This is a genomic window from Hymenobacter canadensis (assembly GCF_027359925.1).
GTDB classification, from domain to species: domain Bacteria; phylum Bacteroidota; class Bacteroidia; order Cytophagales; family Hymenobacteraceae; genus Hymenobacter; species Hymenobacter canadensis.
In genome coordinates this window covers 779,325-800,173 of the sequence record NZ_CP114767.1, presented here as the reverse complement: position 1 = coordinate 800,173, position 20,849 = coordinate 779,325, and the positions used below count along the sequence as shown (strand labels likewise).

The 20,849-nt window shown below is 62.9% G+C and carries 18 protein-coding genes; 7 read left to right on the top strand and 11 right to left on the bottom strand.

Features of this window, described 5'->3' with window-relative positions:
* Position 1: 1 nt before the first annotated feature.
* Positions 2–2,101 carry a tetratricopeptide repeat protein gene (locus O3303_RS03425; RefSeq protein WP_269560668.1) on the bottom strand — a complete coding sequence of 700 codons (2,100 nt, stop codon included), beginning with the start codon at positions 2,099–2,101 and terminating at the stop codon, positions 2–4.
* 123 nt (positions 2,102–2,224) lie between these two features.
* On the bottom strand, positions 2,225–3,646 hold the full coding sequence (gene dgt / locus O3303_RS03420; RefSeq protein WP_269560667.1) for a dGTP triphosphohydrolase: 1,422 nt from the start codon (positions 3,644–3,646) through the stop codon (positions 2,225–2,227).
* Between the two features lie 111 nt (positions 3,647–3,757).
* On the opposite strand from dgt, the gene O3303_RS03415 reads away from it, so the two are divergent.
* Both O3303_RS03415 and O3303_RS03410 read left to right on the top strand, forming a co-directional pair.
* Entirely contained in the window at positions 3,758–4,330 is a 573-nt protein-coding gene (locus tag O3303_RS03415) for a hypothetical protein (RefSeq protein ID WP_269560666.1), read from the top strand.
* A 13-nt stretch (positions 4,331–4,343) separates the two neighbouring features.
* Entirely contained in the window at positions 4,344–4,889 is a 546-nt protein-coding gene (locus tag O3303_RS03410; RefSeq protein WP_269560665.1) for a hypothetical protein, read from the top strand.
* Here the strand turns inward: O3303_RS03410 and O3303_RS03405 are convergent.
* The 5 genes from O3303_RS03405 to O3303_RS03385 all read right to left on the bottom strand — a co-directional run bounded on the left by O3303_RS03405 (position 4,876) and on the right by O3303_RS03385 (position 10,735).
* Positions 4,876–5,562, bottom strand: coding sequence for a DUF1361 domain-containing protein (locus tag O3303_RS03405; RefSeq protein ID WP_269560664.1), 687 nt, complete (start codon positions 5,560–5,562; stop codon positions 4,876–4,878). The genes O3303_RS03410 and O3303_RS03405 overlap by 14 nt on opposite strands.
* A gap of 66 nt (positions 5,563–5,628) precedes the next feature.
* Positions 5,629–5,766: a hypothetical protein gene (locus O3303_RS03400; RefSeq protein WP_269560663.1), complete on the bottom strand. Its 138-nt coding sequence runs from the start codon at positions 5,764–5,766 to the stop codon at positions 5,629–5,631.
* A 180-nt stretch (positions 5,767–5,946) separates the two neighbouring features.
* On the bottom strand, positions 5,947–7,479 hold the full coding sequence (locus O3303_RS03395) for a TolC family protein (protein ID WP_269560662.1): 1,533 nt from the start codon (positions 7,477–7,479) through the stop codon (positions 5,947–5,949).
* A 14-nt stretch (positions 7,480–7,493) separates the two neighbouring features.
* On the bottom strand, positions 7,494–8,894 hold the full coding sequence (locus O3303_RS03390; RefSeq protein WP_269560661.1) for an HlyD family secretion protein: 1,401 nt from the start codon (positions 8,892–8,894) through the stop codon (positions 7,494–7,496).
* 110 nt (positions 8,895–9,004) lie between these two features.
* Entirely contained in the window at positions 9,005–10,735 is a 1,731-nt protein-coding gene (locus tag O3303_RS03385; protein WP_269560660.1) for a peptidase domain-containing ABC transporter, read from the bottom strand.
* A gap of 370 nt (positions 10,736–11,105) precedes the next feature.
* Here O3303_RS03385 and O3303_RS03380 point away from each other — a divergent pair, with 370 nt between their 5' ends.
* The 5 genes from O3303_RS03380 to O3303_RS03360 all read left to right on the top strand — a co-directional run bounded on the left by O3303_RS03380 (position 11,106) and on the right by O3303_RS03360 (position 16,866).
* Positions 11,106–13,052, top strand: coding sequence for an ABC transporter substrate-binding protein (locus tag O3303_RS03380; RefSeq protein WP_269560659.1), 1,947 nt, complete (start codon positions 11,106–11,108; stop codon positions 13,050–13,052).
* Between the two features lie 121 nt (positions 13,053–13,173).
* Positions 13,174–14,496 (top strand): glutamate-1-semialdehyde 2,1-aminomutase, encoded by a 1,323-nt coding sequence (gene hemL, locus O3303_RS03375; RefSeq protein ID WP_269560658.1) that lies wholly within the window; start codon positions 13,174–13,176, stop codon positions 14,494–14,496.
* Positions 14,497–14,666: 170 nt separating this feature from the next.
* On the top strand, positions 14,667–15,521 hold the full coding sequence (locus O3303_RS03370) for a hypothetical protein (RefSeq protein WP_269560657.1): 855 nt from the start codon (positions 14,667–14,669) through the stop codon (positions 15,519–15,521).
* Positions 15,522–15,633: 112 nt separating this feature from the next.
* Positions 15,634–16,170, top strand: a complete 537-nt coding sequence (gene dcd, locus O3303_RS03365; RefSeq protein ID WP_269560656.1) for a dCTP deaminase — start codon at positions 15,634–15,636, stop codon at positions 16,168–16,170.
* A 183-nt stretch (positions 16,171–16,353) separates the two neighbouring features.
* On the top strand, positions 16,354–16,866 hold the full coding sequence (locus O3303_RS03360) for a DUF4890 domain-containing protein (RefSeq protein ID WP_269560655.1): 513 nt from the start codon (positions 16,354–16,356) through the stop codon (positions 16,864–16,866).
* 69 nt (positions 16,867–16,935) lie between these two features.
* Here the strand turns inward: O3303_RS03360 and gldC are convergent, their stop codons facing one another.
* The 4 genes from gldC to gldG form a co-directional block, all read right to left on the bottom strand.
* The gene (gene gldC, locus O3303_RS03355) at positions 16,936–17,274 is read right to left on the bottom strand and encodes a gliding motility protein GldC (protein ID WP_269560654.1); all 339 of its coding nucleotides are present in this window, start codon (positions 17,272–17,274) and stop codon (positions 16,936–16,938) included.
* A gap of 138 nt (positions 17,275–17,412) precedes the next feature.
* The gene (gene dnaN / locus O3303_RS03350) at positions 17,413–18,537 is read right to left on the bottom strand and encodes a DNA polymerase III subunit beta (protein ID WP_044012853.1); all 1,125 of its coding nucleotides are present in this window, start codon (positions 18,535–18,537) and stop codon (positions 17,413–17,415) included.
* A 194-nt stretch (positions 18,538–18,731) separates the two neighbouring features.
* Positions 18,732–19,004 carry a hypothetical protein gene (locus tag O3303_RS03345; protein WP_269560653.1) on the bottom strand — a complete coding sequence of 91 codons (273 nt, stop codon included), beginning with the start codon at positions 19,002–19,004 and terminating at the stop codon, positions 18,732–18,734.
* Between the two features lie 35 nt (positions 19,005–19,039).
* On the bottom strand, positions 19,040–20,752 hold the full coding sequence (gldG, locus tag O3303_RS03340; protein WP_269560652.1) for a gliding motility-associated ABC transporter substrate-binding protein GldG: 1,713 nt from the start codon (positions 20,750–20,752) through the stop codon (positions 19,040–19,042).
* Positions 20,753–20,849: the final 97 nt, after the last annotated feature.

The window sequence follows — 20,849 nt, the reverse complement described above, 5'->3', positions numbered from 1 at the left end:
CCTAAGCGGGCAGGCACACCATAAACTCGGTGTACTTGCCAGGCTGCGTAGCTACCGTGAGCGTGCCGTTGTGGGCTTTCGTGACGATGTCGTGGGCCAGCGACAAACCCAGGCCGGTACCTTGTCCCAGCGGCTTGGTGGTGAAGAACGGCTGGAAAACCTGCTGCTGCACATGCGGCTCCATGCCGGTGCCGTTGTCGCGCACCCGGATGCAGACCTGCCCGGCTTCCCGGCTGGTACTCACGTGCAAGGTGGGCTCGTAGTCGGCGGGCTGCTGGCGGGCCCGCTCGGCCAGCGCGTGGAACGCATTGGTAAACAGGTTTAGCAGCACCCGCTCAATCTCCGTGGGCACCAACGGCACCTCCCCTACTGCCGCATCCAGCTGGGTGTGCAGCGTAGCCCGAAAGTCCGGGTTCTGCACCTGCAGGCCCGCGTAGGCCAGCTGCAGGGCATTGTCTACCATGGCATTCAGGGCGGTGGGCTCCTGCTGGCTGGTGCCGGTGCGGGCGTGCGCCAGCATGTCGGTGATGATGGACGAAGCCCGCTGCCCGTGCTGACTGATTTCCTGCAGGTTCTGCTTGAGGCCGCTTAGAATCTCCTGCTGCAGGCCCGGCACGGCGGCGGCCTCCGGGGCGCGGGTGCTGTCGTGGTCGAGGAGTTCGACGCTCACTTCCGCGAACTTTTTCATGAAGCTGAGCGGGTTCTGCAGCTCATGCGCAATGCCCGCCGACAGCTCGCCCACAAACGCCCACTTTTCGGCGGCCACCAGCTGCTGCTGGGTGGCCAGCAACTCCTGCTGCTGCTGCTCCAGGCGGGCATAGGCGCGTTTTTTCAGCTGGTTGCTCCGCCAGAGCACCACGCTCAGCCCAGCTACCAGCACAAATCCCGTCAGCGACACCCCCAGCAGCCACTGCTGCTGCCGGTTCTGCTGCCGGATGAGCTGCGCGTTGCGGGTCAGCTGGCTGATGCGGGCCTGCTGGCGAGCGAGCTGGGCGGCGTACTGCTGGGCCGCCAGCCGCCGGATCAGGTCGCGGCTGCTGAGGCTGTCCTGGTACACGCTGTAGAGGCGCTGGTAGCGGTAGGCATCGGCAAAGCGGCCCTGCTGCACGCTGGCCTGGGTCAGCACCTGGCTGGCGTCTCGAATGCTCTCCTTCACGCCACTTTTCAGGCTGGCGTTGAGGCTGGCCTGGCCGTAGTAGAGCGCGCTATCCGGGCGGCTGGTGTGCAGATGGGTGCGGGCCAGCACCAGCTGGGCCCAGGGCAGGTAGCCAACCACATCCAGCTTTCGGATGGTGCGCAGCACGCGGTAGGTGTAGGCAAAGGCCTCGGGGAAGCGTCCCTGGTGCTCGGCCATGTCAGCCACGTTGAGCTCCTCCACCAGAAAGCCGGGCTCGTCGCCCAGCTGGCGCGTGAGGGCGGCATCCTGCTCGTAGTAACGGCGGGCGGTGGCCCACTGCTGCTGCATCCGGTACAGGTCGCCGAGGCCCCGCAACCCCTGCGACACGCCGGGCTGATTGTGGTGCTGCCGCGCTATCTGCAGGCATTTTTCCAGGTGTTGGCGAGACTGGGCATATTCGCCCACTTCCGTGGTGATGATGCCCATCTGCGCGTTCATCAGCACCAGCCAGTGCGGGTCGCGCAGGGTTTCGGCCAGCGTAAGGGCCTGCTGGGCATAGGTCAGTGCCTGCAGGTAGTTGCCCTGGCCGGAGTAGATATACGCCAAGTTGTAGGTGCAAGCCAGCTGATTGCGCCGGTCGTGCAGACGGGCAAAAATCTGGCGGGCCTGCTCCGTGTACGCCTGGGCCAGGCCATATTCGTTGCGCTTGCGGTAGTAGAAGCCCAGCCCCAGCTGCGCCTTGGCCTCGCCGGATCGGTACCCCAGCAGCTGCGCCAGCTCCAGCGCCTCCTCGAAGCGCACCCGCGAGTCGCGCGGGGCAGTGAAGCGCAGCACGAAGGCCAGCTCGTTCAGCCGGTTCACGCGGGCGGTGTCCAGTTCCGGGTGCGCCCGCAGCTGGTTCAACGCCTGCCTGAGCATCGGCGACTCAGCTCCCAATGCCAGACTGGAAGACAGCAGCAGAAACAGAAAGAGCCAGAACTTCAAAGCAAACAGGTGGATAGATATAGAGGCGCGGGACCTTGCAAAGCTACTATATTCTACCTGTAAATAGTCGGCTTGCCGCTTATCCTGGCTTGGCCGACGATGCCGCTGCCGGCCGTTCTCCCGTTAAAATCCCTTCGGCAAATCGATACCGCGAATGGTGCGAAACAGGCTGAGGGCATTTTGATCGGTGAGTCCCCCGATATGGTCGGTGAGCAGCACAATCTGCTCGTAGGCCGAGGCACCTTCCTGCGGGCCCGACGCCCGGAACTGCTCGGGCAGCAGCTGCAATAATTTTCGGGAGCGAGGGCTGGCCTGGGGGTCGAAGGTGGCGTGCAGAAAGGCATCGAGGAGGCCGGCCAGCACCTCGAAGCCGGCGGCCTCAATCTCCAGCACCGGCCGGCTCTGGTAGAGGTGCTCGACGGTGAGGCGGTGGATTTCCTGCAGCTGCTCCCAGCAATCCAGCTGCTGCACCAGCGGCTCGTCGGCGTGGCCGCGGAGCAGGTCGGGGGCGCGGTCGGCGAAGAGGCGGGCCGTTTGCTGCACAAGCCGGTTGATGAGGCGGGCGCGCAGGTAGCCCAGCTCCTCGCGCCAGTCGCGCCACTCCACCGAGCCACGGCGGTCGGGCGCGTCGCCGAGCATGGCGCGCAGCAGCGCCAGACCGGTTTCGCAGGGAATCAGGCCCAGCTTCAGGCCATCCTCGAAGTCGATGATGCGGTAGCACAGGTCGTCGGCGGCTTCCACGAGGAAAGCTAGCGGATGACGGTGGTAGAAGCCGGCCGGGTCGGAAGCCGCCGATTTGGGCAGCAGCCCCAGCTCGCGGGCCACATCCTGGAAGCGTGACGTTTCGGTCTGAAAGTAGCCGTATTTCTTTTCGCTGGCGCCGTGCGTGCGGCTGGCATCCTCCACCACCGAGGGCCGCGGATACTTCGTGAAAGCGCCCAGCGTGGCATACGTGAGGCCCAGGCCGGCCGAGCCGCTGCTGTGCGCCGCGTACGTGTGCGTCAGGACTCGAAAGCCGGCGGCGTTGCCTTCAAACTGCTGCAAATCGGCACGCTGGGCGGGGTTGAGCATGCGCACGAACGGCTCGGCGGCAGGACTGCGGAAGTAGGCCGAAATGGCGTCCTCGCCGGAATGGCCGAAGGGCGGGTTGCCGATGTCGTGGGCCAGGCAGGCCGCGGCCACAATGTCGCCGAAGTCGGAATCGAGATGAGGCAGGCTTTCGGCGAGGCCTTCGGTTTCTTCGAGCAGCAGCCGGCCCCCGAGGCGGCCCAGGGAGCGGCCCACGCAGGCAGTTTCGAGGCTGTGGGTGAGGCGGGTGTGCACGAAGTCGGTTTCGGGCAGCGGCATCACCTGGGTTTTGCGCTGCAGCCGCCGAAACGCCGAGCTAAATACCACCCGGTCGTAGTCGGCCACGAAGGCGCCGCGCACGGGCGGCGCGTCGGTCACGACGTGGAGCTGGGGCTGCTCGGGGTAGCGGCGGCGGCTAAGCAGCTGCTCCCAGGTCATGGTGGCGGTATCGGCGGGATCGGGCGTGAGGTGCAGCATGGATGGCAAGGTAGCGGGCTGAGCTGAGCTTTTTTGTGCAGCGCTTACGCAACATCTGCGCAAATCATCTTACTTCGCTGCTTCAATTTCTATTCGCCTATCCTTTTTAGTATGCCTTCTATTGAAAAGCCGGCGGCAGGCCGCGCGGTTGTTACCAAATCAGCCACCAATTATTGTGTTACGCTGGCCAACCGACGCTTATGGCTGCTACTGCTACCGCTATGCTTCGGCTTAATTATCCACTCTACCGATAATCCGTGGCACCGCCTGACGGATAATCGTTCGGGTCTGTTAGGCATTTTCTGGATAATAGCAGCCGCCATGCTGGTCTTGTTGGTGCTAGTTTTCACCTGGAGCCTGCTGGGTAGCGAGAGTCTGTTGGCGGATGACCAAACCATAACCATGCAGAACCGACTGCTGGGCTGGCCATTATCAACCACGAAACTGTCGGTTTCGGAGATAAGCAGGTTATGGGTAGAGCCATTGCCGGAAGTTTCGATTCTTACTGGCCGCCCGCAAAACGTACAGCAGATAGCTATACAGTACGGTTTCGGACCGGGCGCCATTCAACTGACTGCCAACGGAAAGTTGTACTCATTTGGGCGGGCCCTGGATCAAGCCGAAGCCAACTACTTGCTGGGCGAGATAAACGATTTTCTATACCGGCCCTGTGTTTCAAACTAGCCGCTGCACAATAGTGGCACAGCAGTACGGCACGCTGCTGCGCATCAGGGCCGTACAGTTGCCTCGCTTTAAAGGATTTGGGCTATTCTGGTTCACCTTCTGGTCTTTGGGCGGACTAGCCATGCTGAGCAAAAGCACCGGCACACTACTCCAGGACCAACAGCCAGCAGCATTTGAATGGATCTGGCTGATTGGCTGGGCAGCTGGATGGAGCTGGATGGCGTGTATGCTGGCCTGGACTTTCTGGGGCGAAGAGTTGGTAACGATAGCCGGGGCCCAACTTAGTATCCGGCAGTGTATCGGACGTTTCGGCCGGGAAAAGCATTACGCAGTTGCCAATATCCAGCATCTGAGCGCCACCGCTGACGATGACTACAACGAAGTACGAACGGGCCTGAATTTCCAGCCGCCCCGCCTGACCGGCGGGGCCTTACAGTTCAGCTACGGCATGCGCACGGTGCGTTTTGGCCTGCAAATGGAAGCAGCGGAGGCCATAGCGGTGCTGGAGGAACTACGCCAACAAAAGTCATTGCCAATGGCCTGCTTTACTCCTGCTTAGTTAGCTCCTCGACCGGGCCCAGCAGCCGCACGGTGGCGTAGCCGAGCAGCAGAAACACGCCGTAGAGCAGCGTAACGCCCCAGGTACCGGAATAGGCCAGCGGGTGCAGAATCCGGTGCACGATGTCGTAGAAGAGGGTGAGCGGGTTGGTGATGATGTCCCAGGAATTGAACCGCAGGTAACGGCCCAGGTACACCCCGAAGCTGCTCAGCAGCAGCGCCACGGTAGCAAACGCCCAGCCGGCGCCCCAGCCCAGCCGGCGCGCTACCAGCGCCTGCATGTCGGTGAGCGAGGCGTAGGCCAGCATCAGGCCGTTCCAGGCGGCGCTCAGCAGCAGGGCCAGGTCGAACCAGTACGGCACGCCGGCGCGGGGCTCCAAGTGAAACAGGTCGGTGAGGATGTAGGGCGCGTTGGGGAAAAACAGCAGCCACACGGCGCCCACCGGCAGTAGTACCCGCGCCTGCAGCCGCCCCGCCGACAGCCCCAGCATGGTGCTCAGCCCAAACGGAATCAGGGCCAGAAACAGGTTCCAAAGCAGGAACACGAAGGTTATCTGGTGCGTCAGGAAGACGCGAAACGTAATGAGCACCACGCTCAGCGTGAGCGACGCGCCCAGCACCAGCAGCAGGCTCAGGCGCTGCCGCAGCTGCGGCATAGCAATAGTTATGGGCATCGGCATAGCTACAAGTACGGAAATTCCGGGCTTGGAAACGACCAGCCGCGCCCGGTATTGCCTGGCTTACTTATCGAACCATAACGAATAGACGAACCACGCCACCACGAAGATGACCATGATATACCAGCCCCATTTAGCGGATTCGCGGGAGGTGTCGTTGTGCAGGCGCGGGCGGCGCTTGATTTCCGGAAGCAGACCCATGACGGTGAAAGTTGGTGCTAGGGCCTTAACACGCACAGCCGCCGCTCTGTTCCGGCAAGTGGCCGTGGCTGTGGCACGGACTTTAGTCCGTAGCCTGAACACACTGTGCACGGTACACGGTACAGATGTTACGCGCTAAAAACGGGCTGCGGACTGAAGCCCGCGCCATAGCCTCAGAGCTTACTCCTCCACTCCGCCGGCGGCCCAGCGCAGCGTGGCCTGGGTCTGGGCATATTTGGCTTGCAGCTCGGCCAGCTTCACGCGGGCACTCACCAGGCTGGCTTCGCGGGCGTTGATGAGGAACACCGAGCTTTCGCCGTTTTCGAAGCGGATCTGCTCGCCGTCGCGCAGGCGGCCGGCGTTTTGCACCACCTGTTCCTGCAGGCGCAGCTGCTCGCGCAGGGCTTCCCATTCGTTGGCTACCGCCCGCACTCCGGTCTGGATTTCGCGGCTGTCCTGCTGCAGATCCAGCTCGGTTTCGCGCAGCTTGAGCCGGTTGAGCTGCAGCTTGGCCCGCTCTTGGCGCAACAGCAGCGGATAGGCGAAGCTCACGCCCAGCTTGTAGTTGTTGGTCAGGTAGGTGCTGCTCAGGCTGGCGGTCTTTTCGGGGTTGAACGGCTGGCCGGCCTGCAGCAGGTTGTAATCGACGTTGAGCTTGGGCAGCAGCTTGTTGCTAAGCAGGCGCCGCTCGATGCCCAGCTGGGCCAGCTTGGCGCGGCTTTTCAGCAGCTCCGGATGGATTTGCTGGGCCAGCGCCGTGAGAGCCGCCAACGAGTCGGGCGGCAGCTGGCGCCAGTCGGTGGGGCCGGGCAGCACCTGGGGGCGCACCCCGGCGGGCAGCTCACGGGGCTGCTGCTGCTCGTCCCATAGGTAGTTGCTGAGCTGCAGGGTGGCATTTTGCCATTGCACCTGCGCCTGCGAGAGCAGCGCCAAGCGGTTCTGCAGCTCCGTGAGGGCCTCCACCGAGTCGATGGCGGCCAGGTCGCCGAGACGTACCCGCTCGCGCACCGCCCGGAAGCGCACGTCGGCCAGCTCGGCGTTCTGGCGCAGCAGCTCGCGGCGGCGGAAGTTCAGGGTCCAGTCCCAATAGTCCTTGGCGGCCTGCAGCAGCAGCTTGTTGAGGGCCGAGCGGCGCTCAGCCTCCGCCAGACCCTGCAGCGCCTGCGCCTGGCGCACGGCGGCCCGCCGCTCATCAATCAGCAGGCCCTGCGCCAGCGGCACCGAGAGGCCCACGTAGCTTAGGCCGGCCGGGGAAGTGTAGTTTTCACCGCTGATGTACGGGCCTACGCCCCGGTCGAAGCCGGCTTTCACGTCGAGCCCGTACCATACCGGCACCCGTAGCTGGGTTTCCCAGTCGTGAAAATACTCCAGGCCCTTGAAGGTTTTGCCGTAATATTTGCTGGTGGCGGTAGGGTCGAAAAGGCCGCGGGCGTAGCGCACTTCTTGCAGGGCGCGCTCAGGCAGCAGGCCGGCCTGCCGGGCCACCGGGTGGCGCAGCGCTACGTAAGTCAGCAGGTCGTTCAGGCCAAAGACGCGGCCAGAATCGGGCAGCAGCAGCGGGCGGGCCACCAGGGCGGGCGCGCTAATCACCTCCGGCTGGGTGGGCCGGACCTGGCCCACGGCCGCGGGCGCACTCAGCAAGGCCAGCAGCAGCGCGGGCAGGGCTGCCCAGCGGGCCCACCGCCCCTGCCGGCGCCATTGGGCAAGATTCATATGCAGGTGCTGGCTCATTTGGCTTCCTCTTCTTCAGCGGACGCCTCGGCTTTGCCTCCCTTGTCGGGTTTGCCGTACGTGGCCTTGGCTTTGGCGGGCTTGCCCACGAAATTAGGCGGGAAGCCGTTCACCTGCCGCCACAGCTCATACCAGATCGGCACGTCGTCGAGCAAAGCCCAGCCATACACGCCGGAGCCCACGCGCAGCGGCGGCGGCCACGCTTCCTGCTCCGGGTCGGGCGTCACGAGCACGCGGTACTGGCCCTGCGAGTCGATGTTGTCGATGACGGCCACTACGCCGCCGAACGTGCCGAAGCTGGTGCCCGGCCAGCCGCTGAACACCAGCGCCGGCCAGCCATCAAACTGCAGCCGCACCTTGCGGCCCACGCTCAGCAGCGGAATATCCATGGGCTTCACGTAGAGCTCGGCCGCCAGCATGGGAGCAATCGGCATCACCGTCAAAATTGGCTCGCCTTCCTTCACGATTTCGCCCAGGCCTTCCTTGAGCGCCCGCACCACGTAGCCGTCCTGGGGGGCCGTAATCTGGTAGTAGCCGGAGCGGATGCTCAGGTTGGCCAGCTCGTTGCGCATCTTGGCAATCTGGCCTTCGGTGTCGAACTGGTAGGCCGTCACGGAGCGCCGGTCGGATTCCGACTTGGCCAGTTTGTCCTGGTATTCAGCGTTCAGCGAGGCCAGCTCCAGCTGCGAATTGGTGAGCTCCTGGAGGCTGGCGTCCAGCTTATTTTGGGCTGATTGCAGCTTGGCGGTGCTTTCCTGGAACTTCAGGCGGCGCTGTTCCAGCTCGGTCAGCGACTTCAGCCCCTGCTTATACAGCGCTTCCTGACGCTCCTGCTGGCGCTCGGCAATCGTGAAATCGTTCTGGGCAGCGCGCAGGTCGGCTTGGTCGGAGTTCACCTTCAGGCGGCTCTGCTCTACCTTATTGCGGGCCTTGTCGAGGCTCACGCGCAACGACTGGCGCAGGGCCACCTGCTGGCTTTGCAGAGCCAGGTCTTTCTGGCGGTTTTCCCCGAGCGAGCCAATTTTCGCGTTGAGCTGCTCGCCGGTGCGCTGCACCAGCTGCGGATCGAAGTATTTTTCCTTGACTTCGGCAATGTCTACCAGCGTGTCGCCTTTGCGCACGCGCTGGCCTTCGCGCACCCGCCAGCGCTCAATGCGGCCGGCAATGGTGCTGGGTACAGTCTGGGGCCGGTCCTGGGGGCGCAGGGTGGTAAGCGAGCCAGTGGAACGAATATTCTGGGTCCAGGGCAGGAAGCCGGCCAGCAGCACCAGCAACCCCAGGCCGGCGGCCCAGCGGGCCAGCGTGCGGCCCGCCGAGGGCGTCTGCACGTGCGCAAACGAGCGGAAGCGCCCGGTCAGGGGGTTGGTTTCGGCAAGCGGATTTTCGGCAAAAGCCATCTATTGAATTGCTTAATTGTTGAATTGCCAGCTGGCTGAAGAGATGACCGTGCACAGACGATGTCGGGACGGTCAGCTAGGTAACAACGCAGCCATTACACCATTGTCACTCAGGCCAGCAGCGCCTGTATTTCGGGCTGCTGCGAAACGCTTTCAAACGTCCCGTTGGCTACTAGGCGCCCCTCGTGCAACACTGCCAGGCGCGGAAGAAGTGCCGTGACGCGCAGGTCGTTGGAAGCCAGCACGATGGTCCAGTTGTGCTTAGGCGCCAGCACAAGGTGCAGAATCCGCAGGCGCTCGGCCGGCTCCACGCCGGGCAGGAAGCCGTCGAGCAGCAGCAGGCGCGGGCGGCGCACCAGAGCGCGGGCCAGCAGCAGCTTCTGGCGAGTGCTGTCGGCCAGGGCAGTGCCCGCGCCCAGCACTGTATTCAGGCCCATTGGCCGGGCGTACACGTTGTCACGCAGGCCTACCAGATCCAGCACCCAGGCCACATCTTCGGGCCCGATGCCGGTCTGCCCCAGCGTAAGGTTGTCGAGTACGCTGCCCTCAAACAGGTGCTGATGCGAGATGTTGTCGCCGACGTGCTGCCCCAGCGACTCCGGCGAGAGGTCCTGCAGCGCCAGGCTGTCGTAGGCAATAACGCCGGTGTATTCGGTCAGCAAACCGGCCATGATGCGCAGGAGCGTGGTTTTGCCGGAGCCATCGGAGCCGGCCAGCGCCAGGTGCTTGCCGGGCTCAATGGTGAGGGTGATGTCGTGGAGCGTGGCTTTCTGGCCGTACGGATACTGGTAGCCGAGGTGGTGCAGCTCAGCCTGCAGGCCGTTGCGCACGGCCGGCAGCGGCAGGTTGGTGCCCGCGCGCTCGTTCACCACCGGCAGATCCAGCACGTGCCCGATCTTATCGAGCGAGGTCAGCGCGTCGTACACCACATCCAGCTTCAGCAGCACCTTTTCCACGGCCGAAATGGTAAGGATGATAACGATTTCGGCGGCCACAAACTGCCCGATGTTGATCTGGCGGTCAATCAGCAGCCAGCAGCCGATGATGAGCAGGCCGGCCGTAATCAGGGTTTTGAACACCACAAAACCCCAGTATTGCGTGAGCAGAACTTTGAAGTGGCTCTGCCGGGCGTGCAGGTAGCCTTCCACCAGCTTGTCGGTGCGCTCCAGGGCCAGCTCCTGCCGGGGTGGGTGCCGGAAGGTTTGCACGGTGCGGGCCACGTCTTCCAGCCAGGCCACCACCTTGTACTTGTACTTCGATTCCTGCAGGCTGGTGCTCAAGCCCTTGGGGCCGGTAGCGCGCAGCATCAGCACCAGCAGCAGCACCAGCAGCACCCCGAAGGCAATGAAGATGGGATGGTAGAACGAGAGCAGAATCACGCCGAACAGAATCTGCAGGGCGGCGGCCGAAAACTCTATCAGAATGGTGGCCAGGCCCTTTTGCAGCGTGGGCGCATCAAGCAGGCGGTTCATCAGCTCGGGCAGATACTCGCCGTCGAGGCTCTCGGTGCGCACCCGCGGCAGGCGCACGGCAAAGTCCATGCTGATGCGGGCAAACAGGCGCTGCTGAATGAATTCAACCAGATACACCTGCATTACCTGCAGGCCGCCGACCAGCAGCGTACCCAGCACAATGAAGCTGATGAGTACCACCAGCGAGGTGCTGACGTCGCCGCTGCTTACAAAGCCGATGACGGACTGCACGCCCAGCGGCAGTGAAAGATTGATGAACCCGGCCAAGGCCGCGTACACATATAAGTAGGTGATGTCGCGCTGCTCGGAAACCAGCAGGCGCCACAGGCGCTGGCCGGGACTGAGAGCAGAAGCGGAGGAATCTGCCATGGCAGGAGGTCGGGAAGATAAGTGTGTGAGTGGAGAGCAGGACGTGCACAGCCCGGCAAGTAAGCGTCTTTGACGGAGGCTGACAGCTGATGCATGCGCGGCGCAAAGGTACAGCAGGTAAAAGGGAAGCGCCTTAAACGGGCATTAAATGGAGCTTAACTTTGCATTAAAGAAGAAGTGGTCCGGTAGCAACAACTGGCAGCCGACCGGAGTTTCGAGTGAGGCGGCCCCGGGCCTCCCGGCCAGCCCCGGCCAACGGGCCGTGGCGGCCACGCCACATCTTCCCCGGCGTTCCTGCGTACCTTTGCGGCGTGGGTTTCGGCCTGCCTGTTGTTCCTCTCTCCCGCCTCTCACTTCTGGCTTCTCTGCCATGCGGTATCTTTTTGCTCTTCGGTTGGCTTGCCTGAGCACCGGCCTGGCCCTGGTGGGCCCGGCGCTGGCCCAGCAGCCGGCTCGTCCTGCCACCACCCCGTCTGCCCGGCCTGCTACGCCGCCTGCCAAAGCGCCAGCCAAGGCAGGTGTTACTGCTGCCGGCAAAACGCCCACTCCGGCCACCAAGCCGGCTGCTGCCACCACTACGCCCGCCAAAGCCGCCACGCCCGCAGCTAAAGTAATGGCCCCGGCTGCCAAACCCGTTACGCCGGCCCCACCCCGGCCGCAGGGCCCGCCCCTGCCCGCCAACCTGGGCTCCACGGACTTCAACACGCGCTACAAAAACGGCAAAACCCTCATCGGCCAGGCCCGCTACGACCTGGCCCTGCAGGAGCTGGAGCCCCTCACGGCCCCCGGCAACAAGTTCGGCCGGGCTCCGGAAGCGGCTTATCTCTACGCCGTGGCTGCCGCCAAAGCGACTAAGTGGCCCGAAGCTGAGCAAATGCTGAATCTGCTGCGCAGTGAGTATCCGCAGTGGCCTAATCTACCGGAAGCCTTCTTTTTGCAGGGCCAGGTGTCGTTTGAGCAGGGCGACTTCGACAATGCCCTGCGCGTGCTGGCCCAGCTGCCGCCTGACCGCCTTACCACAGAGCGCGAGAACATGAAGGCTGTGTACCTGCCGCGCATCAAAGACAAGCCAGCCTTCCAGAAACTGCTGCAAACCTATCCGCAGGAAGCCGCGCTGGGCCGCGCCTACGCAGGCAAGCTAGCCAACGGCGGCTGGTACACCGATGCCGACAAGCCGCAGCTCGACCAGCTCATTACGCAGTTTGCCCTGGACCGCACCCGCTATACGCCCCGCCCCCAGGCCCAGCGCAAAAGCACCTACAACATTGGCGTGCTGCTGCCCTTCGAGTTCAACGACCCGAGCTGGGAAACCCGCCGCAAAAACCAGTTCGTGACGGACCTCTACGCCGGCCTGCGCCTGGCCCAGGACTCGCTGCAGCGTGAAGGCCGGCCGGTGCAGCTGTTTGCCTACGATACCGGCGCCGATACGCTGCAGCTCAAGCAGGTGCTGGCCCTGCCCGAACTGGCCGGCATGGACATGCTCATCGGGCCGGTGTACAAGTCGGGCGCCCGGATTCTGGCCCGCTACGCCCAGCAGCGCCAGATTCTGTGCGTCAACCCCTTGTCGCAGGATGCCGATTTGGTGCTGGACAACCCGTGGCACTACCTCTACGAGCCCAGCACCGCCACCCAAGCCCGGCAGGCGGCTCAGTTTGCCTTCACCCGCCTCGGGGGCCCGCGCACGGCCGTGGTGCTCCACGAAGACACCAAGGACGAAACCGCCTTCGGCCTGGCCTACAAGCAGGCTTACGAGGCGCTGGGGGGCCGCGTGCTGCAGCTGCGCCGCATCAACTCCGACGTGGACGAGTCGCTCAGCACCGGATTTGCCGGGCTGGATCTGAAATCCGTAGGGCACCTGGTGGTGGCTTCCGACGCCAAAAAGGCGGGCCCGTACACGTTTGGGATAATGAAAGCGCAAGAAGCCCGCGTGCCGCTTATCACCTACGCCTCCTGGCTCGACAACAGCCGCGTGGGCCTCTACCAGCTGGACGCCCGCGACGTGTACTTCGTGCATTCCAAGTTTCTGGACCGCACCAACCCCGGCGTGCGCCGCTTCCGGCAGTTGTACCTGCAGCGCCAGAAGCTGCCGCCGTCGGTGTTTGCCTTCACTGGCTTCGAGCTGCTCTACTACTTCGGCTCGCAGCTGCACCAGTATGGCCCGGCCTTCCAGCAGAACCTGGCGGCCAGCGGCCCGGTTTCGGGCGCGGTGTTCCAGGGCATCGGCTACCCCGGCGGCACCCACGACAACCAGTACGTACCCATCACCAAGCTGGAGCGCCTGGAAGTGGAAGTGCTAAACCCCGTGGGTATCCGGTAGGTTGTAACACCAAGCTCCAGCTCGGTGCATCGTCGAACGAGCCGGCTGGCGCATTACATTAAGGTATCGTTTGACCACAGCAACGACTCACCAAGCTGGAGCTTGGTGCTACATACTCCTCATGTCACAGCAGACCCTCACCCCCGCTCTCAACCTTTCCACTTCCGATGCGCTGTTTACGCGCGCCAAAAACCACATTCCCGGCGGCGTCAACTCGCCGGTGCGGGCCTTCCGGGCCGTGGGCGGGCATCCCGTCTTCATGCAGTCGGCGCAGGGCGCTTGGCTTACCGATGTCGACGGCAACCGCTACCTGGACTTCATCAACTCCTGGGGGCCGATGATTCTGGGCCACGCGCCGCAGATTGTGCTGGACGCTGTGCAAGGGGCCATCGGCAACTCACTTTCGTTTGGGGCCCCTACCCGCCGCGAGGTGGAAATGGCCGAGCTCATCAAGCAGATGGTGCCCAGCATCGAGAAAGTACGGCTGGTAAACTCCGGCACTGAGGCCACGATGTCGGCCATTCGGGTGGCCCGCGGCTACACGGGCCGCACCAAGATTCTCAAGTTCGAAGGCTGCTACCACGGCCACGGCGACTCGTTCCTGATTGCAGCCGGCTCGGGCGCCCTCACCCTGGGCACCCCCGACTCGCCCGGCGTGACGCCCGGCGTCGCCCAGGACACCCTCACGGTACCCTACAACGACCTTGCCGCCGTGGAGCAGGCCATTGCCGCCAACGACGGACAGATAGCGGCTTTGATTCTGGAGCCCGTGGTGGGCAATATGGGCCTCGTGGTGCCTGCCGAAGGCTACCTGCAGGGGCTGCGCGAGTTGTGCACGCAGCACGGCATCGTGCTCATTTTTGATGAGGTAATGACCGGCTTCCGCCTGGCCCGCGGCGGCGCGCAGGAGCTCTACGGCATCACGCCCGACATGACGACGCTGGGCAAAATTATCGGCGGCGGCATGCCCGTGGGCGCCTACGGTGGCCGCCAGGACATTATGGATCAGGTAGCGCCGGCCGGCAAGGTCTACCAGGCCGGCACGCTTTCCGGCAACCCCATTGCCACCGCCGCCGGCATTGCCCAGCTCACCTATCTGCAGCAGCACCCCGAGCTTTATGACGAGCTGAACCGCATCACCACCCGCCTCGCCGACGGCACCCGCCAGATATGCGCCGAGCTGGGCCTCAACTACACCGTGAACCAGGTGGGCTCGATGTTCAGCGTGTTCTTCACTGATAAGCCCGTTGTCAACCTCGAAGACGCCAAAACCTCCGACACCGAGGCTTTCGGCCGCTACTTCCAGGGCATGCTGCACCGCGGCATCTACCTGGCCCCGGCCCAATACGAGGCCCTGTTCGTGAGCACCGCCATTACCGACGAGCTGGTGGACCACTACCTCACGGCCTGCCGCGAAGCCATGCGCGAAGCGCACAGCCTGTAGCATCAGCGGCCGCTGATATGGCGGCCCCGCTTCCGGCCCGGCATTTTTCTTTGCCCCGAAAGCCTCCTGACCACGCGTCGGGAGGCTTTTTGCCTTCCGGGAGCAGCCGATAAAAACCCGCGCAAGCCTATGGGCAACGTGTTACCTTTGCGGCAACCATTCGCGTTGCCATGTCCCGATTTCGCCCGTTGCTGCCGCTTTTCCTGTTGCTGTGGCTAGCCGTGCCTGCCTCCCTGCGTGCCCAGAACGGCACCCCGGCCGCCGCCAACAAGCAGCTTTTCGACCGCACCGTAGACGAGCTCAACTTCCGCACCATGGAAACCGTGTACGACAAGTCGTTCACGCGGCGCAAGTTTCCGGCGGCCATGCGCACGGCCAAGGCCCGCCGCGACTTCACTGATTTCAACGGCCGCACCGACCTGCAAACGCTGTTTCAGAACTACAACGGCGTGTCGGAGCGCTACAAGGGCCGCTTTGGCAAAGGCCGCACCGATCTGGCCGAGTTCGAAAAGCAGCTGGGCAGCATCCTGGTCGACAAGAACTTCGAGTTTTTCATCCGGGTACTGCCCCGCGACGAGCGGGTTGCGCTGATCCGGGCGCTGCAGCGCGTGATTTCGCAGGGCGCCGCCCGCTTCAACGCCTCCGAGGACCCCGTGCCCGAGGAGCTGTCGGCCGACGGCGCGGCTGTGCCGCCTGCCGACGTGGATGCCCCCGCCACTACTTCAGCCGCCACGGAGGATCCGTCGCCGCAGCCCGAAGCGCCGCTTACCACCACTACCACTTCGGTCAGCACCGGCCCCCGCGCCCTCGACGTGCCCGTGCGCCACGACTGGCTCGACTACCTCACCCTGCTGCTGGCGGCCACTTCCACGCTGCTGCTGCTGCTGCTCGTGACCAGCGTGCTGCCCGACCTGCGCGCCCGCCTCGACGGCCTGGCCGAAGAGCTGGACCAGCAGCCGGCCAAGCCCCGCTCCCGCTCCAACGCTTTGCCCAAAGACCGTTACGACGACGAGGAAAGCGCTTAATTTTTGAAACACCTGTCATTTCGAACGGAATGAGAAATCTCCCCAGGGTACTATTGAATACCACGCTGGCAAGATTCCTCACTCCATTCGGAATGACGTTTATTCATACTCCATGATCCTCACCGACCAGCAGATTCTCGCTGAAATCGAAAGCGGCAACATCGTCATCGAACCCTACGACCGGAGCTGCCTCGGCACCAATTCCTACGACGTGCACCTGGGCCGCTACCTGGCCACCTACCGCGACAAAGTCCTGGATGCCCGCAAGCACAACGAAATCGACGTATTTGAAATCCCGGAGGAAGGCTTCGTGCTGCAGCCCGGCGTGCTCTATCTGGGCGTCACGGAGGAATATACCGAAAGCCACGCCCACGTCCCGTTTCTGGAAGGTAAGAGCAGCGTCGGCCGCCTCGGCATCGATATTCATGCCACCGCCGGCAAAGGCGACATCGGCTTCTGCAACACCTGGACCCTGGAAATCAGTGTATCGATGCCGGTGCGCGTTTATTACCTGATGCCAGTGGGCCAGCTGATCTACTTCAGCGTGCAGGGCGATGTGGAAACGTTCTACAACCGCAAGCCCAACGCCAAATACAACGAGCGCACGGTGAAGCCCGTGGAGTCGATGATGTGGAAGAACAAGTTCTAGGGCAGTAAAGCCCTGCCTGCAAGGCGTTTTGCCGGGGCTGAATATAGCCTGGGCAAAACGCCTTTTTGCGTTCGGCATAAACTCCCTGGCACAGTTTTTCGTTAGGTAAAAAGCAACTAGCTGCCTGTTCTCCTTCTGGCTACGCTGGTTTTCCCGATTTTCGAACGATCAACGATGTCTACCATGAGAAACCAACTTGCTACTGCTGCCCTGCTGCTGGCCGCCACGCTCGGCTCGCAGGCCCAGCAAAAGCCGGCCCTGGCTCCTAAAGATAAAACCCAGTCGTCGCCGCGCCTGACGCCGGTGCAGGTGCGCGCCGCCCGCCTCTCCGACCAGATGGCCCGCGAGCTGCGCCTCAACGGCTACCAGGCCACCCGTCTGCGCGCCATCAACGAAGACAAGATTGCCAAGATGGCCGCCATTGAGCAGCGCAACGCCGGCAACCCCAAGCTCATCGACGAGCAGTGCGGGGCCGTGTGCAAAGAGCGGGACCGGGAGCTGCAGGCCGTCCTGTCCAACGACCAGTACAGCAACTACTTTGGTTCCCGCTCGGCTTACTACCGCTACGATAAGGATTACGCCTCCCGCTCCGGCAACGTCAACTCCGACTTCGTGAATTCGGTGCAGAACCCTTCCCCGGCCTCCAGCGGCGCAGTAATCGCGCCGGCCCGTAAGCCGGCCAGCACAACCCGCTAGTAAACGCTTCCATACAAAAAGCCCCGCTCAGCAGCTGCTGAGCGGGGCTTTTCTGTGGGCCGCAAAGACCTAACTCTGTTTCTTGGTTTCCAGGTCGATGTGGTCGGTGAGGGCGCGGCACAGGTCGCGCATCTTGGTGGCCATCACCACGTCGTTGGTGGCCGTCATGATGGTTTCGGCCATGGCCCCGATGTTGTCGACCACAAAGTATTTCATGGCGTCGATGGGCATGTCCTTGGTCCAAAGGTCGATTTTCATCGTGCCGTCCTGGTCCCGGTCCCAGATGGCAATGTTGATGGCTTTGGCAAACTGAATATCGGGGCCCGCGTCAGTGGCCGACCAGCTGATGGCCTCCGGCACTTTCTGGTCGTCGAGGGCAATGCTGAAGCGGATTTCGGATTTCTTCATGGGTTCAAAAGGTGAAAAGCACGTCATGCAGAGCGGAGCGAAGCATATCGCCAGTGTAGTAAACTCATTTATTGAATTACTATACTGGCGAGATGCTTCGCTCCGCTCTGCATGACGTGCTAAAGTATTGCAAAAGAGTTAAACGTAGTTGTTCAGCATCACCGGCATCACCAGCATCAGGATGCTTTCGTTGTCGTCGGCGAGGGTGGGCATGAGCAGGCCGGCGCGGTTGGGCGTGCTCAGCTCCAGCGTGATTTCCTCAGAGTCGATGTTGCTGAGCATTTCCTGCAGGAACTTGGCGTTGAAGCCGATTTCCATGTCCTCGCCGTCGTACTGGCAGGCCAGCTTCTCGTTGGCTTCGTTCGAGAAGTCGAGGTCCTCGGCCGAAACCGTCAGCTCAGAGCCGGCCAAACGCAGGCGCACCTGGTGGGTGGTTTTGTTGGAGTAGATGCTGATGCGCTTCACCGAGTTCAGCAGCTCCTGGCGGCTGATGATGAGCTTGTTGGGGTTGCTAACCGGAATTACGTTTTCGTAGTCGGGGTAGCGCTCATCAATCAGGCGGCACACGAGGCGCATCTGGTTGAAGCTGAAGAAGGCGTTGGAGTTGTTGAACTCCACGCGAACCGGCGTGGCCTCGGAGGGCAGCGCGCCTTTCAACAGGTTGAAGGCTTTGCGCGGAATGATGAGGTTGGCGGTCTGGCCGGCGCCCACGTCGGAGCGGCGGTAGCGCAGCAGGCGGTGGCCGTCGGTGGCCACAAAGGTTACCTGGTTATCAGCCAGCTGCACCAGAATGCCGGTCATGGCCGGGCGCAGCTCGTCGGTGCTAACCGCGAAGATGGTCTTGTTGATGGCGCGGCTTAGCGACGACGACGGAATTTCCACCGGCGTGGAGCCTTTTACCACGGGCACGCGGGGGAAGTCGGTGGCGTTTTCGCCGGCCAGCTTGTAGCGGCCGTTGGAGCTGGCAATTTCGATGCTGTAGGTTTCCTCGTCCAGCGTGAAGGTCACGGGCTGATCGGGTAGGTTTTTGAGGGTATCGAGCAGGATGCGGGCGGGCGCGGCAATACGACCACTTTCGCGGGCTTCCACGGGCAGCTCGGTCATCATGCTCGTTTCCAGGTCGGAGGCCGTAATCGTCAGCTTACCGTCTTCGATTTCAAAGAGGAAGTTCTCCAGAATCGGCACCACAGGGTTGTTCGTGACCACGCCGTTGATGCTCTGAAGCTGCTTGAGCAGGGCGGAAGACGAGACGATGAACTTCATAAAGGATGGGGTTCGGGAGTGTTTTTGGAAGGGTGACAAAGATAGGAAACCGGGGCGGGGTTTTCTAGCATTACGCAAGTGGCTTTGTATGGCACAGTGCGGCTCAAAAACCGTTGAAACTGCGTCTGAGCTAGCAAGACCTGCATGGGCTACCCCACGCCAGATTTTGAAGGCATAAACTGAGCGGGGAGCCTTTAGCTCCAGCCGTGGCGCAAGACAACTATCAGTATACCAATCCAGAACGCCACTAACAGCAACACGCCTAAAATCTGCATCAGCGAATTCGCCACCGCAGAGCCGGCAGTAGCATAGCGGCCAGCGTATTGCTGGGCTAGCACCTGCTTTACCACCTGCGGCTTCCAGTAGCGGCCATAGAGATATAAAAAGCCGATTGCACCCAGAAATCCGTCATTGATGGCATTCATCAGTGACTCGCCCAGAATATCACTTAGCAGCTCACCCAGCATACAGCTTATTCAGTAGTGCTTATGGGAATTGCTGCCTAAAACCGCGCATACCGCCGCTTCCGGCGCCAGGCCCGCACGGCGCCAAACACACCCAGCAGCACCAGCGGGGCCACCAGATTCAGCAGCTGCCACTGGCGGCGCTCCTCGGCCACGCGCAGCTTGTCGAGGGGCCGGAGCGTGATTTGCTTGCCGCGCACCGATATCAGGTTGCTTTCGTCAAGCATGTAGTCGACAGCGTTGAGCACCAGCTCGCGGTTGGCAAACTCGGTGGCGGCGAGGCGGTCGAAGCCCAGGCGCAGGGGGCGGCCGGTTTTGGGGTCCACGTCGTTGCGCACGAAGTCGCCGTCGGAGAGCACCAGCACTTTGGCGGGGCGGTCCTGGGGGCTGGTGGCGGGCTGGAAGCGGGCCGTGCCGGGCTCGGCGCGGTTGGCGTAGAGCGAACGGAACTGGCCTTCGAGCAGATAGCCGACGGGCTTGAACTGCGAGGTATAGAGCTTGCGGTCGGGCTCCATGCGGGCGTCGTTGAGGTTGACGGGCACTGGCGAGGGCAGCACGCGGGTGTAGCGCGAGGTGAACAGCAGCGGCGTTTTACGGATGCCGGCGGCCTTCACCGTGTCGATGCTGCTCACGAACTTGGTGTACACCGCGTCGAGGTTGCGGGTGATGGGGTGCTGGCTGAAGTTGTTGATGAGCGGGTAGAACTGCCAGGGCATGGGCTCCACCTTGGGCTTGTTGCCCATCATGCCGGTCACGAGCGGGATGACGCCGGAGTTTAGGTCAAGCAGCAGGTCGGGGTTGACGCGCACGCCGTATTTGAACAGCAGGTCGTCGAGGTTGGTCTGGATGGGGAACGAGAGCATGCCGCCACGGCTGGCGCTATCCAGGTTCACGCGCATGGCATCCACGAAAAACAGCGCGTTGCCGCCGTGGGTGATAAACTGATCCAGCTTGAACTTCTCGGGCTCAGAGAAAGTGCCGGCGGGCTTGGCCACCACCAGAGCGCTGAGCGTGCGCAGGTCCTGGGGGCGGGTCTGGGCGAGGTTCACGCGGAACACGTCGTAGAACTGGCTTAACGAGCCAATCAGGTCGCCGGCTTCGGCGTTGCTCAACTCGCCGTGGCCTTCCACTACCCCAATGCGCTTGCGCTGGCCCGGCACCAGCTTACGGATGGCGCTGGCCATTTCGTACTCCAGCCCTTCAATGCTTTGGTTGAGGCGCACATCAGCGGGAGCGGCCTGGTTGCCGCGCAGCAGCAGTACCTGCTGCTCTTTGCCCCCGGCCGATACGGTAGCCCAGGGGAAGATGATTTTCTCGACCCGCTTGCCGTTTTCGTTGGCCCCGAGGTTGGTGGGGCGCAGGCCCTTCTTGAGCAGCGTGGCGTAGTAGGCGTTGCGGGCCTGCTCGGTGCCGGCCGCCGAGGGGTCGATGAACACGTAGCGCAGGTTCTGGCCGCCATAGACCTGCATTTCGTTGAGGGTTTCGCGCACGGCCTGCTGCAGGCGCCGGAAGGACGGCGGAAAGTCGCCGTCGAGATACACCGTGACCGTGACGGGCTGCGGCAGCTTCTGCAGCAGCTCCTTGGTGGCCTCCGCCATGGTATAGCGCTTCTCCTCCGTCAGATCGAGCCGGAAAAAGAACTGCTGGCCCAGGAAATTGAACAGCAGCAGCAGGCCGATGACCAGCAGAAAGCGGGTCAGGTCGCGGCGTTTGCGGGTTTGGGTGGGCGCGGTGGATTGTGTTTCGGGCATGTTCTGTCGGGGGCCTCACCCCCTAGCCCCCTCTCCTGCAGAGAGGGGGGACTAGTTTTTAGCTTGTTAGCACCATGTTTTTCTAGAGCTAGTTCCC